The organism is Caballeronia sp. A2-2, assembly GCF_057612605.2.
The window spans coordinates 611,152-626,987 of sequence record NZ_CM172588.1 but is presented as its reverse complement, the minus strand read 5'-3'; the positions used below and the strand labels follow the sequence as shown (position 1 = coordinate 626,987).

Below are 15,836 nucleotides of genomic sequence, written 5' to 3'. Positions count from 1 at the left end.
CCGCCCATGCAGAAAACCCTTGCAGGCCAGATCGCGCTCGTGACCGGCGGAAGTTCGGGCATCGGCGCGGGCGTCGCCAAAGCGCTCGCGGATGCCGGTGCGCAGGTCGCCATCAACTATCACTCGCACGCGGAACCCGCTGAGCAGCTTGCCGACGAGATCAAGGCGTCGGGCGGCGAAGCGTTCGCGGTCGGCGCGGACGTTTCCGACGAAGCGCAGGTCGATGCCATGTTCGACGCCACCATCGCGCGTTTCGGCACGGTGGATATCGTCGTGGCCAATTCCGGCATGCAAAAGGACGCGAAATTCGCCACGATGACGCTGGACGACTGGCGTCGCGTGATCGACACCAATCTCACCGGGCAATTTCTCACGGCGCGGCGCGCAGTGCGCGAATTCGAGCGGCGCGGACCGCGTGCGGTTTCCAAGGCGCTCGGCAAGATCATCTGCATGAGTTCGGTTCACGAAGTCATTCCGTGGGCGGGCCATGTGAACTACGCGTCGTCCAAAGGCGGCATTCTGATGATGATGAAATCGCTCGCGCAGGAAGTCGCGCCGCAGCGCATCCGCGTGAATTCGATTGCGCCGGGCGCGATTAAAACGCCCATCAACAAGGACGCGTGGGATTCGCCGGAAGCGCTGCAAAAGCTGTTGACGCTGATTCCGTATGGACGCGTCGGCGAAGTCGAGGATATCGGGCGCGCGGCCGTGTGGCTCGCTTCCGACGAAAGCGATTACGTGGTCGGCACGACGCTGTTCGTCGATGGCGGCATGACGCTGTATCCGGGATTCGCGGATAACGGCTGAATCCACGATAAAAAACGAACGGGGAACTCAGTGAAAGAACGCAATGTGGATGTCGCCGTGATCGGCGCAGGGACTTCGGGCATGGCCGCTTATCGCGCGGCGAGCGAAGCCGGCGCGAATGCCGTGCTGATCGAGAGCGGCGAATTCGGCACGACCTGCGCACGCGTGGGCTGCATGCCGTCGAAGCTGCTGCTGGCGGCGGCGAACGGTCTGCACGATGCCCGCGCGCTCGCGCCGCGCGGTATCGAAGGCACGCATGCGCTCGAAGCGGATATCGCGCGCGTGCTCGATTATGTGCGTCGAGAACGCGATCATTTCGTGGGCAGCGTGCTGAAGGAAGTCGAATCGTTTCCCGATGACGCCATCGTGCGCGGACAGGCGCGTTTTGCTTCGCCATCCGAACTGATCGTGGGCGATCTCAAGCTGAACGCGCAGCGCGTGGTGATCGCGGTGGGTGCAAAGCCTGCGATTCCCGACGAACTTCACATTTTCGGCGATGCGCTCATCACGAGTGACGAATTATTCGAGCAACGCACGTTGCCGCGTCGTATCGCGGTATTCGGCGCGGGACCGATCGCGCTCGAACTCGGCCAAGCGCTTTCGCGGCTCGAACTCGATGTGTTCGTGTTCGGCAAAGGCGGCGGCGCGGCTTCCCTTTCCGATGCACCCGTGCGCGACACGCTCGCCGCCGCCCTTTCCGACGAATTCTATTTCGACCCGGACGCGCATTTCGACGAAATGGCCTTGCGCGACGGCAAGCCCTATCTCCGCTTCAAAACGCCGGATGGCAAAGCACGCGAGGAAACCTTCGATCTCGTGCTCGCTGCGACCGGGCGCGCGCCGAACCTGAAGCCGCTTGCATTGGAAAACGCGGGCATCGAACTGAACGACAAGGGCGTGCCTCTGTTCGATGAAACCACCATGCAATGCGGCGACAGCGCGATTTTCATCGCAGGCGATTGCGACGGCACGCGCCCGTGGCTCCACGATGCCGCCGACGAAGGCAAGCTCGCAGGCGACAACGCTGGCCGTTTCCCCGATGTGCAGCCCGTCAAGCGCAAAGTGCCGTTCTCGTTGGTGTTCTGCGAACCGCAAGTCGCGATGGTTGGAACACCTTATGAAAAACTCGACCGTCAGATGACGGTGACCGGCGAAGTCTCATTCGAAACACAGGGCCGAAGCCGCGTGATGCGTCAGAATCGCGGCCTGCTTCACGTCTATGCCGACGAAAAAACCGGCAGGCTGCGCGGCGCACAAGGCTGCGGCCCGGCGATGGAACATCTCGGGCATTTGCTCGCGTGGGCCATTCAATTGGAATTGACGCTGGACGAGACGCTCAAGCTGCCGTTTTATCATCCGGTCGTCGAAGAAGGTTTGCGCGCTGCGCTTAAGGACGCAGACCGTAAATGCTATGAGGAACGTTCGGAAAAGCCGCCTGCGTTACCGAGTGCAGCGGGCTACTAAAGAATTAATAGTGCAGCGCAAATAAAAAGGCCGGTTGCTTCGCAGCAATCGGCCTTTCCGTTTCTTAAGCACAAATAGTCAAACTATTCGCGCCAAGCCTTTAACTTCCGCTCAAACCATATTGCAGTGCAAGGTCGAAACCCAACACCACCATCGAGCAGAACAAACCTAAAAGCAGATTCGCCAGACGATGGCCCACGTCCTTGTGCTTGGTCAATACGGCACCGGCCAAGAACGCGATTTCCACGATTACCTGCATGCAGAACACGGCGATCATCAGCGCGAACTCATAACCCATCGCGTTGAAGTTGCTGAAGTTGAAGCCGTTGACCGCGACCCAGGAACCGACACGCCAGATTTCGTATGCCAGAAGCAGCAGCGGGAAGAAATAGCTGGCTACATAAGTCGGCACCGTGGCGTGCCGCAATTCCATATTCAAATGTCGAGAGACTTGCATCGCGTACTCCTCATCGGATTAACCTGCCCATGACGCATGGCGTGCTTCGAAACCGAATGGCGCGCGGACGTCGTGCTCTTAGAATAGGTCAATTTTTTGGAAAGCGAATCATCGTTATCCCGATGATCGCGCCTGATAAGGCAATGCAAGGCGCATGGTGCAATGCAGCTTAGTGAAGCAATTATATTTTTAGTAGTCCGCTTAACTATTTCGGCATGCGCGTGCATGCCGAATTAAGCGATCGTTTGGGTTACTCAACGTCTCCGTATAGCTTGATGATGCCCGAAAAATCGATTCCGCCCAGTCCTTGCCGGCTCATCGACTGATACAACTGTTGTGCCAGCGCGCCCATGAAAACGGGCTGGCGAACGCTGCGCGCGGCATCGACGGCAAGGCCCAGATCCTTGAGCATGAGATCCGCGCCGAAACCGCCGCTATAGCCGCGCGATGCAGGCGCCGTTTCGACAATACCCGGATAGGGATTACACGTATCCGAACTCCAGCAGCGCCCGGTAGAAGTATTGATGATGCCCGCCAATTTCGTCGGATCGATGCCAAGGTTTTCGCCGAGCTTCATCGCTTCGGAAACACCGATCATGGAAATCCCTAAAAGCAGGTTATTGCAGAGCTTGGCAATCTGACCCGTGCCGGTTTCGCCGCATCGCACCATGTTTTTGCCCATGCCGGCCAGCACGGGGCGCAATGTCTCGAACAACGCTTCTTCCGCGCCAACCATGAAAGTGAGCGTGCCCGCCTGCGCGCCGACCACGCCGCCGGAAACCGGCGCATCCGCGAACGGATTGCCTTGCGCGCGCGCCTTTTCGCCGATGAGGCGTGCCGTCGCCGGATCGATCGTGCTGCTGTCGATCAGCGGCACACCCGCGCCCACGCCCGCGAGCACGCCGTCATCGTTCAGATAAACCGCCTTCACGTGCGCGGCGGCGGGCAGCATGGTGATGACCACTTCCGCGTTTTGCGCCGCCGCTTTCGGCGTGGCGGCGAGCGTCGCGCCTGCCGCCTTCGCCGCTTCCAGCGCGCGCGCGGAAAGATCGAACGCATTCACCGCGTGTCCCGCTTTGAGCAGGTTCGCGGCCATCGGACCGCCCATATGGCCCAAGCCAATAAAACCGATCTGCATCGTTATTCTCCTTAGCGCAATGCGATGGTCGTGTTCACGCCGTCATTGACGGTGGCGTCGTCGAACCAGCGCGCGGTGACGGTCTTGGTCTGCGTGTAGAACTGCACGACCTGCTTGCCATACGGCCCGAGATCGCCCAGTTTCGAACCGCGCGAACCCGTGAAACTGAAGTACGGCACGGGCACCGGAATCGGAATGTTGATGCCCACTTGCCCGACATCGATCTCGCTCTGGAACTTGCGCGCCGCCGCGCCGCTCTGCGTGAAGAGACCGACGCCGTTGCCCATCGGATTGCGGTTCACGAGGTCGATGGCTTCATCGAGCGTCGCGGTTTCCACGCAGCACAGCACGGGGCCGAAGATTTCGGTCTTGTACACGGTCATGTTCGTATCGACGCCGGTAAAAATCGTCGGTCCGATGAAGTTGCCCGCTTCGTATCCGTCGACCGCGACGCCACGTCCATCGAGCGCGAGCGTCGCGCCCTCTTCCACGCCGCGCCCGATCAGCCCGAGCACGCGCTCCTTTGCCGCCTTCGACACGACCGGCCCGACGTCCGTCCCCGGTTCGATTCCAGCATTCACCTTCAAAGATTTCGCGCGCTCCACCAACTCCGGAATCCAGTCCTTCGATGCCCCGACGAAGACCGCCACCGACGTCGCCATGCAACGCTGCCCCGCCGCGCCGAACCCCGCGCCCGCGAGCGCGTTGAGCGTCTGTTCCTTGTTGGCGTCCGGCAGCACCACGGCGTGATTCTTCGCGCCCATCATCGATTGCACGCGCTTGCCGTGCTGGCTGGCGAGGTTGTAGACGTGCGTGCCGACCGCCGTCGAACCCACGAAAGAAATTGCCTTGATATCGGGATGCGTGCAGATGGCATCGACCACATCCTTGCCGCCATGCACGACGTTGAGCACGCCCGCGGGCACGCCTGCTTCGAGCGCGAGTTCGACCAGTTCCATGGTCGAGAGCGGGTCCTGCTCGGACGGCTTGAGCACGAAGGTGTTGCCGCAGACGATCGCCATCGGGAACATCCAGAGCGGGATCATCGCGGGAAAATTGAAGGGCGTGATGCCCGCGCACACGCCGATCGGCTGACGCAGCGTGTAGGTATCCACGCCGCCCGCGACGTTCTCCGAGAATTCGCCCTGCTGCAAGGTGCCGATGGAACACGCGTGCTCGACCACTTCGAGACCGCGAAAGATATCGCCTTCGGCATCGGCAAGCGTCTTGCCCTGCTCGGCGGTCAGCGTTTGCGCGACCCGCTTCATGTTCCTGCGCACGAGATCCTGGAACGTGAGCATGATCCGCATGCGCGCGCCGAGCGGCGTCGTGCGCCACGTCTTGAATGCCTTTTGCGCGGCGGCGACGGCGGCGTTCACTTCGTCCATCGTGACGAAGGGCACGCGGCCTACCACTTCCTGCGTCGCCGGATTAACGATATCGCGCCACTCCTTTGTGTTCGACTCGACGAACGCGCCATCGATCAGCAGCTTCGCGGTGCGCACGGAAGCGCTCTGCGCCGGATGTTCTGAAGCAATATTCACGACTGTCTCCTTTATTTAAGTTGGGTGTTTTTCGAGTATAAGCGCGCTTCGTTGGGCGCAATCGCGCACCCCCAAATCATTGCTTTCAGGCAGCCAACTCACGCGCACAAAATATGACGCGTGAAATCCGTATTTTTTTGTTTCGATATCCAGATGAAACATGATTGGACGGACATCGGTACGGCATAATCGCCCGTTGATTTTTCTCAGCCATCCGCTGCGAGGCGGCGCTTTATCTCCGTGATTTTTATTAGCTTTTTCTTACCCTCAATTCAATCGGCAGCCGCAGCCGGTTCCCTTCGCGGCGCTTGCTGATGGCGTTCGTCATCTGGTCACGGCGCTCGGTATCGAGCCAGCGGATTCGCTTCGTCGAAGCGCGCACGGCGCGGATCATCGCGATCATCGCGGTCATCGCGCTGCTGATCGCGGCGCTGGCGTTGGGCATCGCCATCGGCACCACGTTCGCGCGCAGCCATCTCGGCGAAGAGCACGCGCTGGCCACGCGCCGCTCGTATGAGATCGAACAGCTCGGACACATCAATGCCTCGCTGCTCGAACTCGCGCCGCGTGTCGAAAACCTGTCCGCGCAAGTGAGCGAACTGCGCGATTTCGATGCGCGCCTCAAAGGCGCGAACGGCACGGGCGCCGCTTCCGGCGTGCACGATGTCCCGCCGCTTCCCGACAACGACGACCCCACCGTCTCGCTCGATGGCTCGGGCGGCCCCGAACTTCCGCCGCGCGTGTGCGACAACGGCAGCGCGCGCACCGGCAATCCGCGTCAGCGCCTGAAGGCGACCGAGCAGATCGTCAACTGTCTCGACGAAAAAATTTCTCTGCTGCAAAACGCGACGCTCGCGCACTACGCGGCCTACATGGCGTTCCCCGGCCGCGATCCGGCGCCCGGCTCGCGCTTCGGCTCGCCTTACGGCAATCGTTTCGATCCCTTCACGGGCAAGCTGAGTTTTCATCCTGGGATGGATCTGGTCGCGCCCACCGGCACCGCCATTCTGGCGAGCGCGGGCGGGCGCGTGATTCAGGCGGGCGAACATGGCGGCTATGGCAACGCGGTGGACATCCGCCATGCCAACGGCATCGTGACGCGTTACGGCCATGCGTCGAAGCTGCTGGTGCAGGCCGGCCAGTACGTGATGCCCGGCGACGAGATCGCCGAAATCGGCTCGACCGGCCGCTCGACCGGGCCGCATTTGCATTTCGAAGTCATCGTCGATGGCGCGCAGATCAACCCCAAGCCTTATCTGATGCTCTTTTCGCACCACACGCATGCGCAAGGCTGACAACAAGCGGGTGTCGCTCAAGCTCACCCAGCACACCTATTCACTCACGCCCAAGCGCGGCCTGGCCTATGTGCCCGGCGTGATCGCCGCGATTTGCGCGATCGGCGCGCTCGGCGCGGCGGGCTTCGCACTGAAGAACTCGCGCGAGCAGGCCAAGAAACTCGATGTGCTGTGCGCGCCGCCCGTCTCCGAGCAGACCTTGCGCGAGCAACTGGCGCACGCGCAATACACGCTCGATCAGGAAGCCGCCACGCGCACGGCGCTCGAAGAACGCGTGAAGCAGGACGCAGCGCAGATCGAGAAACTGCAGACCGACCTCACGTTCATGAAGCGGCAGCGCAAGCCCGAGTGACCCGAACACGGCGATCAGGCGTGGTGCGGCGCGATCGTCTCATTCTTTCTCTTCCGCATCGAAAGGAATCGACATGTTCACATCGAAGAAAGACTCACAAAGCGTCAAGCCCTCCAAGCTCGCGACGCTGATCGCGCACAACGTCCATATCTCGGGCGATCTCGAATTCAGCGAAGGCCTGCGCATGGATGGTCAGGTCACCGGCAATGTCACGGGCCGTCCCGGCGACGAAGCGCTGCTCGTGGTGAGCGATCAGGGCGCGATTCACGGCAACGTCAGCGCGCACGATGTCATCATCAACGGCCGCGTGGTCGGAGACGTACACGTGTCCCACTTCTGCGAGTTGCAAGCCAACGCGCACGTTCACGGCAATATCTACTATCAGAAGCTCCGCATGGATGTGGGCGCGACGGTCGAAGGCAAGCTCACGAAGCTCGATAGCATGCAAAACGGCGTGCCCTCGCTCATGTCGCCGGATACGCTGCCCGCGCTGGATTATTCGGCAGGCTGATCGATCGTCAGTCAAGGAAACCGCGAGCATGCGGCCCGAGGCAAATCCGCTAAGATTCTTACAGAGACGGACGCCACGCGCTCGCGCTTCATGTGCTTCTCCTGCCATTGCATTCATTGCAGGACGCAACGCCCCCCGCGCGTGATTCACATATCAACCGACAAGAGGGCGCCCCATGCTGGTCAATTGCGCGGCTTATCAGAACGGACGCAAACTCGCGGACGTTCATATCGACGACATCAACAACTATCGCGATGTCCCCGAATCTTTCATTTGGGTTGCATTGAAGGAACCCGGTCCGGGCGAACTGGCGCATCTGACGCATCAGTTCGGACTGCATGAACTCGCGGTCGAAGACGCGATGCACGGGCATCAGCGGCCGAAGATCGAAGAATACGGCGACTCGCTGTTCGCCGTGTTCCACACCGTCGAATTCGATGACGAAGGCGACGTGCTGGTCGGCGAGATGAACGTGTTCGTCGGCAAGAACTATGTGCTTTCGGTACGCAATCGCACGACCGAAGGCTTTCAGGAAGTGCGCAAGCGCTGCGAGCGCGAGCCGCATTTGCTCAAGCATGGTCCGGCGTTCGTCATGTATGCGGTGCTCGATGCCGTGGTGGACCGTTATTTCCCCGTGCTCGAAGCGCTCGGCGCGAAGCTCGACGAGGTGGAAGAGCGCATTTTCGAGCAGAACGGTTCGGCAGCGTCGCGCGAGATCATCGAGGATCTTTATTCGCTCAAGCGGCAGTTGACTATTCTTCAGCATCACACCGCGCCCTTGCTGGAATCGGTCAGCAAACTCTATGGCGGGCGTTCGCCGGGTGTGTGCTCCGGCATGCAGGAATATTTCCGCGATGTCTACGATCACCTGCTGCGCATCGTCAAGACCATCGAAGGACGCCGCGAAATGATCGTGACTGCGATTCAAGTGAATCTCGGCTTGATCGCACTGGCGGAAAGCGAAGTAACCAAGCGGCTCGGCTCGTTCGCGGCATTGTTCGCCGTGCCAACGATGATCGCGGGCATCTACGGCATGAACTTCCACGACATTCCGGAGTTGCAGTTGCCTTATGGCTATCCGCTTTGCATCGCGGTCATGTTTATTGTCGATCTCGGGCTTTACTGGCGGTTCCGAAAGGCCGGCTGGCTTTGATTTGCCGAACGCCCAGAACTTTGTAAGCAGGCGCGGAACTTTTTTACCTGTTTTGCTTTCTAACCAGCGCAAATTCAGGCGAAACGAAGTTTTCTGCCTTCAAGTACGTTAAACTTGCAAAACTCGGTGCATGGCCTTACATGAGGTCATGCCGCTCGAACGGGCAGTACGTTACTCCCGGCAGTCTCGTCTCACCTCGTCTCAATCAGCACGTCGGCTTCCTTGCACGGGCCTTTCAATATTCGATTCCGTCGCATTTGCCGATGTCGCCGTCCCGGTCAAGCCGGACTCAGGGCGCCTTCCCTGTTGTCCAACGCGCGATCGTCAAGCTCGCTTGAGCCTGAAAAAGACGCCCGATGGAGTCCGCGCAGGGACGACCACGGGTTCGCGCGCTTTCGCGTCCGTTTAGCGTCTGCCAGCGCGTCCGCCGTTTCGTCACGGGCGCACCGTATCCTGTTTTACATCGCCACTAGAACCATCAGCGACGATGCGCTGTGCCCGCCCTGCCGCTGTTCGATTGAAGCCGGGCACGCACGCTGCAACGCTGGATCTCATTACCACTTCAAGAAGGAGCCCGCATGGCCAAAGAAGAACTCATCGAACTCGACGGTATCGTGGACGAAGTCCTTCCCGACAGCCGCTACCGCGTGACGCTGGACAACGGTGTCGTCGTGGGCGCGTACGCTTCGGGACGCATGCGCAAGAACCATATCCGCATTCTCGCGGGCGACCGCGTGACGCTGGAATTGTCGGTCTATGACCTGACCAAAGGCCGCATCAACTTCCGTCATAAAGACGAACGTGCAAGCGGCGGCGCCACGCGCGCACCCATGCGCCGTCGTTGATTTTTATCTTCGATGCACCGAACGCACGCCTGATCCGCGGCGCGCGTGTTTTTGACCCCTGAGCGGATGACCTTACTCGACGCGGCCCGTGAGCCGTTCTGCGCCCGCAGCCCGCGTCGATGCTTCTACTTTTCTTCACGCACCGCCAGCAACGCCTCGATGGCGACCGCGAAGCCATCGTCGTCATTGCTTGCCGACACGAGGCTCGCCGCGCGCTGCACGGTGTCCGCCGCCTGCCCCATCGCGATCGATACGCCTGCGATCTCGAACATCGCCATGTCGTTGCCCATGTCGCCGAGCACGGCCACGCGTTCGAGCGGCACGTTCGCGCGCGCGGCCAGATCGCGCACGGCGGTGCCTTTGTTGGCGTCCTGATGCGTGACATCGCAGTAATAAGCCTGTGAGCGCGCCGCGTGGCCGCGCCCGTGCAATTTGCTCTGCAAGTCGCCTTCGACGCGCGCCATCAACGCGGTATCCGGCGTCGAGCCGACGATCTTGTCCACCGCGTTCAAATCCAACTTATCGAAACGGTTGACCAGCACGCCTTCATAACCGACCGTGCGCGTTTCCAGCGGCACGTAAGTGCCATCGGGATTCGTCAAATACCAGTTGTCGTCGATGAACACCCACGCATCCACATGCGCGGCGTCGAGCGTTTCGAGCGCGTCCTGCACGACATCGCGCGGCAGCTTGTGGGCGGTCAGCACTTCCCACGTGCCGGGCATGACGAGACTGCCGCCGTTGTACGAGCCATACGGCATATCGACGCCCAGCGGCGTCACGATATGACGCATGCCCTTGCCCGGCCGGCTGCTCGCCGCCGTGAATTCCACGCCCGCTTCGCGCAAGGCATGCACGGCTTTGATCGCGCGTTCGCCGAGCGACTTGTCCGTGTAGAGCAGCGTGCCATCGCAATCGGTCACGACGAGTTGAACCTGCGCGAGCTTCGCGAGCGCCGCGTCCAGATCGCCGGACACGCTGTGCAAACCATGTCGGGCGTCCATCAATGCGCTCCGTCACGGGTGTTGAAGTGCGGCAACTGGCGCGTCTCGCGCACCGAACGCGGATGCCACAGCTTCGCGCCGCCGACAATGCCCGCCGAGTTGTCCACCACCGCGACGTTCTTCGGCAGATCGAACTTCAGTTGCGTCGAATTACCGCCGCCGATCCACAGCTTGTCGAAATTCACCACGACCGCGAGCACATCGAGCACATGTTCCACGCGCTTGTTCCAGCGCTTCTTGCCGATCTTTTCCTTGACCGCGTTGCCGATGTACTCGTCGTAATTCTTGTCCTTCGTGATCGGATGATGCGACAACTCCAGATGCGGCATGAGTTCGCCATCGCGAAACAGCGCCGTGCCCGCGCCGGTGCCCAAGGTCAATACGAACTCGATGCCGTGCCCTTCGATGACCGCGAGCCCCTGCATCTCGGCATCGTTGATCATGCGCACGGGCACGCCGCCGAGCCGCTCGGAAATCATTTGCGCGAGCGGCACGCCCTTCCATAGCTCATTGCCGAGATTCGGCGCGGTCAGCACGACGTTGTCGCGCACCACGCCCGGAAAGCCGATGGAAATATGCGTCGGCGGCGTCTCGACCAGCGGTTTCACCAGTTCGATGAGCGTATCGACCACCACGTCCGGCTTGGCCGGATGCGGCGTCGCCACGCGCACGCGGTCGCTCTGCATGGAGCCATCGGCGGCGATGATCGCGGCTTTCAGCCCCGTGCCGCCTACGTCGATCGCGAGGATGCGCTCGGCCTTGATCGCCTGATGATCGGGCGTGACGTGGGATTTCTGCTTGGTGCGGGATTCCGTGCTCATTGTTTTTGTCCCTGTTCGTTGGAATGAGAATGAAGGCGACGCGATGGATCAATCTTTCTTATGCGCATCGGTCAGTGCGCGCCACGAGCGGCCATCGGCGGCGAGCAGTTCGTCCGCTTCCTTCGGGCCGGTGCTGCCCGCCGGATAGCCGTGAACCGGCAACGAACTGTCGGGATGCAGCACATGATCCACCGCCGCCCACGCCGTTTCGATGCTGTCCGCGCGCTGGAACAGCGTGACATCGCCGAGCATGCAGTCGTACAGCAGCGTTTCATAACCGACGTTCGGACGACCGGAGAAGAAATCGTCGTAGTTGAACGCAGACTGCACCGCGCCGATATGCATGAGCGGCCCAGGCACTTTCACGTTGAAATCGAATGTGGTGCCGTGCGCCGGATCGATACGCAAGGTGAACACGTTCGGCACGAGCGCATCCACAGGCGTATCGCGGAACATGCGGAACGGCACGGCCTTCAGTTGAATATTGATCTCCGTGCGACGCTCGCTCAGACGCTTGCCGGTACGCAGATAAAACGGCACGCCTGCCCAGCGCCAGTTCTCGATATGCACGCGCGCCGCCGCGTAAGTCTCCACGCGGCTGTCCTTCGCCACACCTTGTTCCTCGCGATAACCGGGACCGGCCGGACCGGCTTCGTACTGACCGAGCACCACGTCTTCGGGCTTGAGCGGTTGAATCGCTTCGAAGATATCGGCTTTCTTGTCGCGCACGGATTCGGCATCGAAGGAATTGGGCGGTTCCATCGCCACCATGCCGAGCAACTGGAACAGATGGTTCGGCAGCATGTCGCGGAACGCGCCGGTTTGTTCGTAGAACGCGCCCCGCGCTTCCACGCCGATGGTTTCCGACGCCGTGATCTGCACGTTGTCGATGTACTCGCGCCGCATGATCGGCTCGAACATGGCGTTCGCGAAGCGCACGGCCAGAATGCTCTGCACCGTGTCCTTGCCCAGAAAATGGTCGATGCGATACACCTGCGTTTCCTGCGCGAACTTGAGGATGCACTTATTCAAATCGCGCGCCGAGGCCAGGTCCGTGCCAAACGGTTTTTCGATCACCAGCCGCCTGAAATTCCCATCCTTTTCTTCGAGCAGACCGGCCTTCCCCAGATGTTCGACGATGGGCGCAAAGAAGCGCGCGCTCACGGCCAGATAGAACACCACGTTGCCGCTTTTTGCCTGCGAAAGCCGTTGCTTGAGGCGTTCGAAAGTTTCGTCTTCCTCGAACTCGCCCGCGAAATATTCGAGCCGCTGTTCGACCCAACTCCACGCCTTTTCATCCAGTTGCGATGTATGGAACGTGCTGGCCTTGTCGGCAGCGAACTTGCGCAGCGCTTGCGTGAGTTCGTCGCGCCACGCGGACGTTTCTTCCTGCCCGTGATTCACGCCGATGATCTGCATGCCGTCATCGAGCAAGCCATCGGCGGACAGGTTGTACAGCGAGGGCATCAGCAGGCGCTTGGTGAGATCGCCGCCTGCCCCGAAGATGACGAGCGTGCAAGGCGGCGCGGGATGCTTGCCGGCGAGCGGCTTGGAATCGGACTTAGCTTCGGCTTCTTTACTCGGCTGATTTTCATTCGGCATGGCTTGTTCTTCCTGGTTCCGTTGCGTGGGCTTCTGGAAAGACCTCGGGTGTTGCGGCACAGTTCAATTGCAGTCGGGCATTAACTTGTCTTTGACGTATGCCTTCTGTAATGCGAAGGCTTTCGTGTCGTAAAATGCGCTTCGATCATCGAGAACACACATGACCGTATCAGACACCGCCATCGATCTTTCCGCTTACTTTGCGCGCATTGGCTTCGAGGGCGGCGAACGGCCCGCGCCCACGCTCGATACCTTGCGCGCGCTGCATCTGCTGCATCCTCAGTCGATCCCCTTCGAGAATCTCGATGTCCTGCTCGGACGCCCAGTGCGTATCGATCTGGCGTCGGTCCAGCGCAAGCTGGTCTTCAACCGGCGCGGCGGTTACTGCTACGAGCACAACCTGCTTTTTCGCAGCGTACTCGAAGCGCTGGGTTTTCGCGTCGGCAGCTACGCGGGGCGCGTCCTGTGGGGGCGAGAGGCAAGGGACATGCCGCCTCGCACGCATATGTGCCTGATCGTCGAGATCGACGGCCAGCGTTATCTCGCCGATGTCGGTTTCGGCGGCATGACGCTTTCATCTCCGCTCGTGCTGAAAGGCAATCTCGAACAGATCACGCCGCACGGCGCGTTCCGCCTCGAACCCGACACGACGCACGATGACGCCCTGCCCGCCTTCATTCTGCAAACGCTCATCGACGGGCAATGGGTGTCCATCTACCGCTTCGATCTCGATCCTCAATATCAGGCCGACTACGCAATGTCGAACCATTTCGTCTCCACCTTTCCGGAGTCGATCTTCGTGCATAACTTACTCGCGGCGCGGCTTGGGCCGAATCAGCGCATCGGCTTGTTCAATCGTGCGATGAGCATTCACGACGAGCGCGAAGGCACGCAAAAACGCGAACTTGCCGATGCCGACGAACTGCTCCACGTGCTGGCAAACGAAATCGGCATTCGTCTGCCGGATGAACCCGGCGCAAAGGATGCACTACGCGCCGCGCTAACCCGTTTGCCCTGACATCCCTCAAAAAAAGGCATCGATGTTCAAGAAGAAAACGCGCGGCGCGAGCGATTTCCACACGCATCATCGCAGCCGCATGCTGACGAGCACGCTACCCGCGTGGCGTTCGCGATTCGTCGTCATCGGCGTGACGGCGGCGTTCATGGCGCTGGCCGGACGCGCGCTGTGGGTGCAGGTGATCGACCATCGGTTTTACATCGGCGAGGGACAAAAGCGCTATCAGCGCACGCTGGCGCTGGCCGCGACGCGCGGGCGCATCGTCGATAGAAATGGCGCGATGCTCGCCGTGAGTCTCGCGACCTACGAAGTCTGGGCCACGCCGCGTCTTTTCGATGGCGATCACGGCGGCGAAATCGCGCGTCTGCTCGACATGACGCCGGGCGAACTGGACAAGCGCATCGATTCGGGCAAGCGGTTCGTGTTGCTGCGCCGTCAGGTGGAGGCGGAAACGGGCGAGCGGATCGCGCAGATCGGGCGCGCGGGCATCACGCTCGTGCCGGATACGCGGCGCTTTTACCCCGAAGGCGAATCGGCGGCGCATGTGGTCGGCTTCACGAACAACGAAGATCACGGGCAGGAAGGCGTGGAACTCGCCGCCGATGCGCGGCTGACCGGAGAAGCAGGCCAGCGCGAAGTCATTCGCGACCGGCTCGGGCGCGTGGTCTCGCAGATCGGCGAACCGGATTTGCCGCAGAACGGCGAGACCATTCGACTGACCATCGACCGGCGCATTCAGCAACTCGCGCATGTGCAACTCAAGAGCGCGATCGTCAGGCACAAGGCGCGCGCGGGCAGCGTCGTCGTGCTCGATGCGAAGAATGGCGAAATACTCGCGCTCGCCAACTACCCCGTCTTCGATCCGAATGACCGCGCGCGGCTGACCGGCGAGCAGTTGCGCAACCGCGCTGTCACGGACACGTTCGAGCCGGGTTCGACCATCAAGCCGCTGGTCGCTGCGCTGGCGATCGATCTCGGGCGCGTGCGGCCGGAGACGCGCATCGATACCACGCCGGGCACGTTGAAGGTCGGGCCGAATGTGATTCACGATACGTCGAATCATGGCGTCATCACCGTGTCGGAGGCGGTGCAGATGTCGAGCAACGTCGCGCTCACGAAGCTCGCGTTGCAGATTCCCGCGCGCACGATCTGGGAGAAGTATCGCGAATATGGGATCGGTCAGGCGCCCGAACTCAACTTTCCGGGCGCGGCCACGGGACGTCTGCGCGTGCCGGAAAGATGGCGTCCCATCGAACAGGCGACGATGGCGTATGGCTACGGCCTGTCGCTCTCGCTCTTGCAGATCGCGCAGATCTACACGGCATATGCGGGCGACGGGCGTTTTCATCCGGCCACGCTCATTCACGGCGACACGCGAACGCCCGGCGTTCAGGTGACGAAGACCACCACCGCGCGCGCCGTACGAAACATGCTCGAACTCGCGATGGGCCCGAACGGCACCGGCCGCGCGGCGGCGGTCGAAGGCTATCGCGTCGGCGGCAAGACCGGCACGGCGCGCAAGCAGATCGGGCGTGCGTATGCCGTGAACAAATACCGCGCGTCGTTCGTCGGCATCGCGCCGATGAGCGATCCGCGCGTGATCGTCGCCGTCATGATCGACGAACCCACGGGCGGCACGTACTACGGCGGCACGGTGGCGGGACCGGTGTTTTCGGGCATCGTGGGCGGAACTTTGCCGCTGCTCGATGTCCCGCCCGATGCGTAGGCGCGGGCCTTGCTGCCATCTTCGAGGGCATTGAATCTGTCCGAACTGTAAAGCCCTTGTGATCTAATGCCGACTTAGCGTTCAAGCCATGAGAACCGG

The 15,836-nt window shown here is 61.2% G+C and carries 15 protein-coding genes; 9 read left to right on the top strand and 6 right to left on the bottom strand.

Annotated elements, in window-relative coordinates:
* The first annotated feature begins 6 nt into the window (after positions 1-6).
* Together ACZCWR_RS19210 and ACZCWR_RS19205 are read left to right on the top strand one after the other, a co-directional pair.
* Positions 7-807 carry an SDR family oxidoreductase gene (locus ACZCWR_RS19210; protein ID WP_487304569.1) on the top strand — a complete coding sequence of 267 codons (801 nt, stop codon included), beginning with the start codon at positions 7-9 and terminating at the stop codon, positions 805-807.
* A 30-nt stretch (positions 808-837) separates the two neighbouring features.
* Entirely contained in the window at positions 838-2,271 is a 1,434-nt protein-coding gene (locus ACZCWR_RS19205) for a dihydrolipoyl dehydrogenase (RefSeq protein ID WP_487304568.1), read from the top strand.
* Between the two features lie 100 nt (positions 2,272-2,371).
* Here ACZCWR_RS19205 and ACZCWR_RS19200 read toward each other — a convergent pair whose 3' ends face one another.
* From ACZCWR_RS19200 to ACZCWR_RS19190, 3 genes are all read right to left on the bottom strand, one after another.
* Positions 2,372-2,728 carry a hypothetical protein gene (locus ACZCWR_RS19200; protein WP_487304567.1) on the bottom strand — a complete coding sequence of 119 codons (357 nt, stop codon included), beginning with the start codon at positions 2,726-2,728 and terminating at the stop codon, positions 2,372-2,374.
* Between the two features lie 250 nt (positions 2,729-2,978).
* The gene (mmsB, locus tag ACZCWR_RS19195) at positions 2,979-3,866 is read right to left on the bottom strand and encodes a 3-hydroxyisobutyrate dehydrogenase (RefSeq protein ID WP_487304566.1); all 888 of its coding nucleotides are present in this window, start codon (positions 3,864-3,866) and stop codon (positions 2,979-2,981) included.
* Between the two features lie 11 nt (positions 3,867-3,877).
* Positions 3,878-5,410: a CoA-acylating methylmalonate-semialdehyde dehydrogenase gene (locus ACZCWR_RS19190; RefSeq protein WP_487304565.1), complete on the bottom strand. Its 1,533-nt coding sequence runs from the start codon at positions 5,408-5,410 to the stop codon at positions 3,878-3,880.
* 314 nt (positions 5,411-5,724) lie between these two features.
* On the opposite strand from ACZCWR_RS19190, the gene ACZCWR_RS19185 reads away from it, so the two are divergent.
* The 5 genes from ACZCWR_RS19185 (at position 5,725) to infA (ending at position 9,566) form a co-directional block, all read left to right on the top strand.
* Positions 5,725-6,705 (top strand): M23 family metallopeptidase, encoded by a 981-nt coding sequence (locus ACZCWR_RS19185; protein WP_487304564.1) that lies wholly within the window; start codon positions 5,725-5,727, stop codon positions 6,703-6,705.
* Complete coding sequence (locus ACZCWR_RS19180) at positions 6,692-7,057, top strand: hypothetical protein (RefSeq protein ID WP_487304563.1); 366 nt, start codon at positions 6,692-6,694, stop codon at positions 7,055-7,057. Before ACZCWR_RS19185 ends, ACZCWR_RS19180 begins: the two co-directional genes overlap by 14 nt.
* 73 nt (positions 7,058-7,130) lie before the next feature.
* Entirely contained in the window at positions 7,131-7,568 is a 438-nt protein-coding gene (locus ACZCWR_RS19175; protein ID WP_487304562.1) for a bactofilin family protein, read from the top strand.
* Positions 7,569-7,743: 175 nt separating this feature from the next.
* On the top strand, positions 7,744-8,721 hold the full coding sequence (gene corA / locus ACZCWR_RS19170; protein WP_487304561.1) for a magnesium/cobalt transporter CorA: 978 nt from the start codon (positions 7,744-7,746) through the stop codon (positions 8,719-8,721).
* 578 nt (positions 8,722-9,299) lie between these two features.
* Complete coding sequence (gene infA / locus ACZCWR_RS19165; protein ID WP_487304560.1) at positions 9,300-9,566, top strand: translation initiation factor IF-1; 267 nt, start codon at positions 9,300-9,302, stop codon at positions 9,564-9,566.
* Between the two features lie 125 nt (positions 9,567-9,691).
* Here the strand turns inward: infA and ACZCWR_RS19160 are convergent, their stop codons facing one another.
* The 3 genes from ACZCWR_RS19160 to zwf are packed head-to-tail and all read right to left on the bottom strand — an operon-like array spanning position 9,692 to position 12,993.
* On the bottom strand, positions 9,692-10,570 hold the full coding sequence (locus ACZCWR_RS19160; protein WP_487304559.1) for an HAD family hydrolase: 879 nt from the start codon (positions 10,568-10,570) through the stop codon (positions 9,692-9,694).
* The gene (locus tag ACZCWR_RS19155; RefSeq protein ID WP_487304558.1) at positions 10,570-11,391 is read right to left on the bottom strand and encodes an ROK family protein; all 822 of its coding nucleotides are present in this window, start codon (positions 11,389-11,391) and stop codon (positions 10,570-10,572) included. The genes ACZCWR_RS19160 and ACZCWR_RS19155 overlap by 1 nt, the downstream gene beginning before the upstream one ends.
* A gap of 48 nt (positions 11,392-11,439) precedes the next feature.
* Entirely contained in the window at positions 11,440-12,993 is a 1,554-nt protein-coding gene (gene zwf, locus ACZCWR_RS19150) for a glucose-6-phosphate dehydrogenase (RefSeq protein ID WP_487304557.1), read from the bottom strand.
* Between the two features lie 160 nt (positions 12,994-13,153).
* On the opposite strand from zwf, the gene ACZCWR_RS19145 reads away from it, so the two are divergent.
* Both ACZCWR_RS19145 and ACZCWR_RS19140 read left to right on the top strand, forming a co-directional pair.
* Complete coding sequence (locus ACZCWR_RS19145) at positions 13,154-14,011, top strand: arylamine N-acetyltransferase family protein (protein WP_487304556.1); 858 nt, start codon at positions 13,154-13,156, stop codon at positions 14,009-14,011.
* A gap of 22 nt (positions 14,012-14,033) precedes the next feature.
* Complete coding sequence (locus tag ACZCWR_RS19140; RefSeq protein ID WP_487304555.1) at positions 14,034-15,737, top strand: peptidoglycan D,D-transpeptidase FtsI family protein; 1,704 nt, start codon at positions 14,034-14,036, stop codon at positions 15,735-15,737.
* The last annotated feature ends 99 nt before the right edge of the window (positions 15,738-15,836 follow it).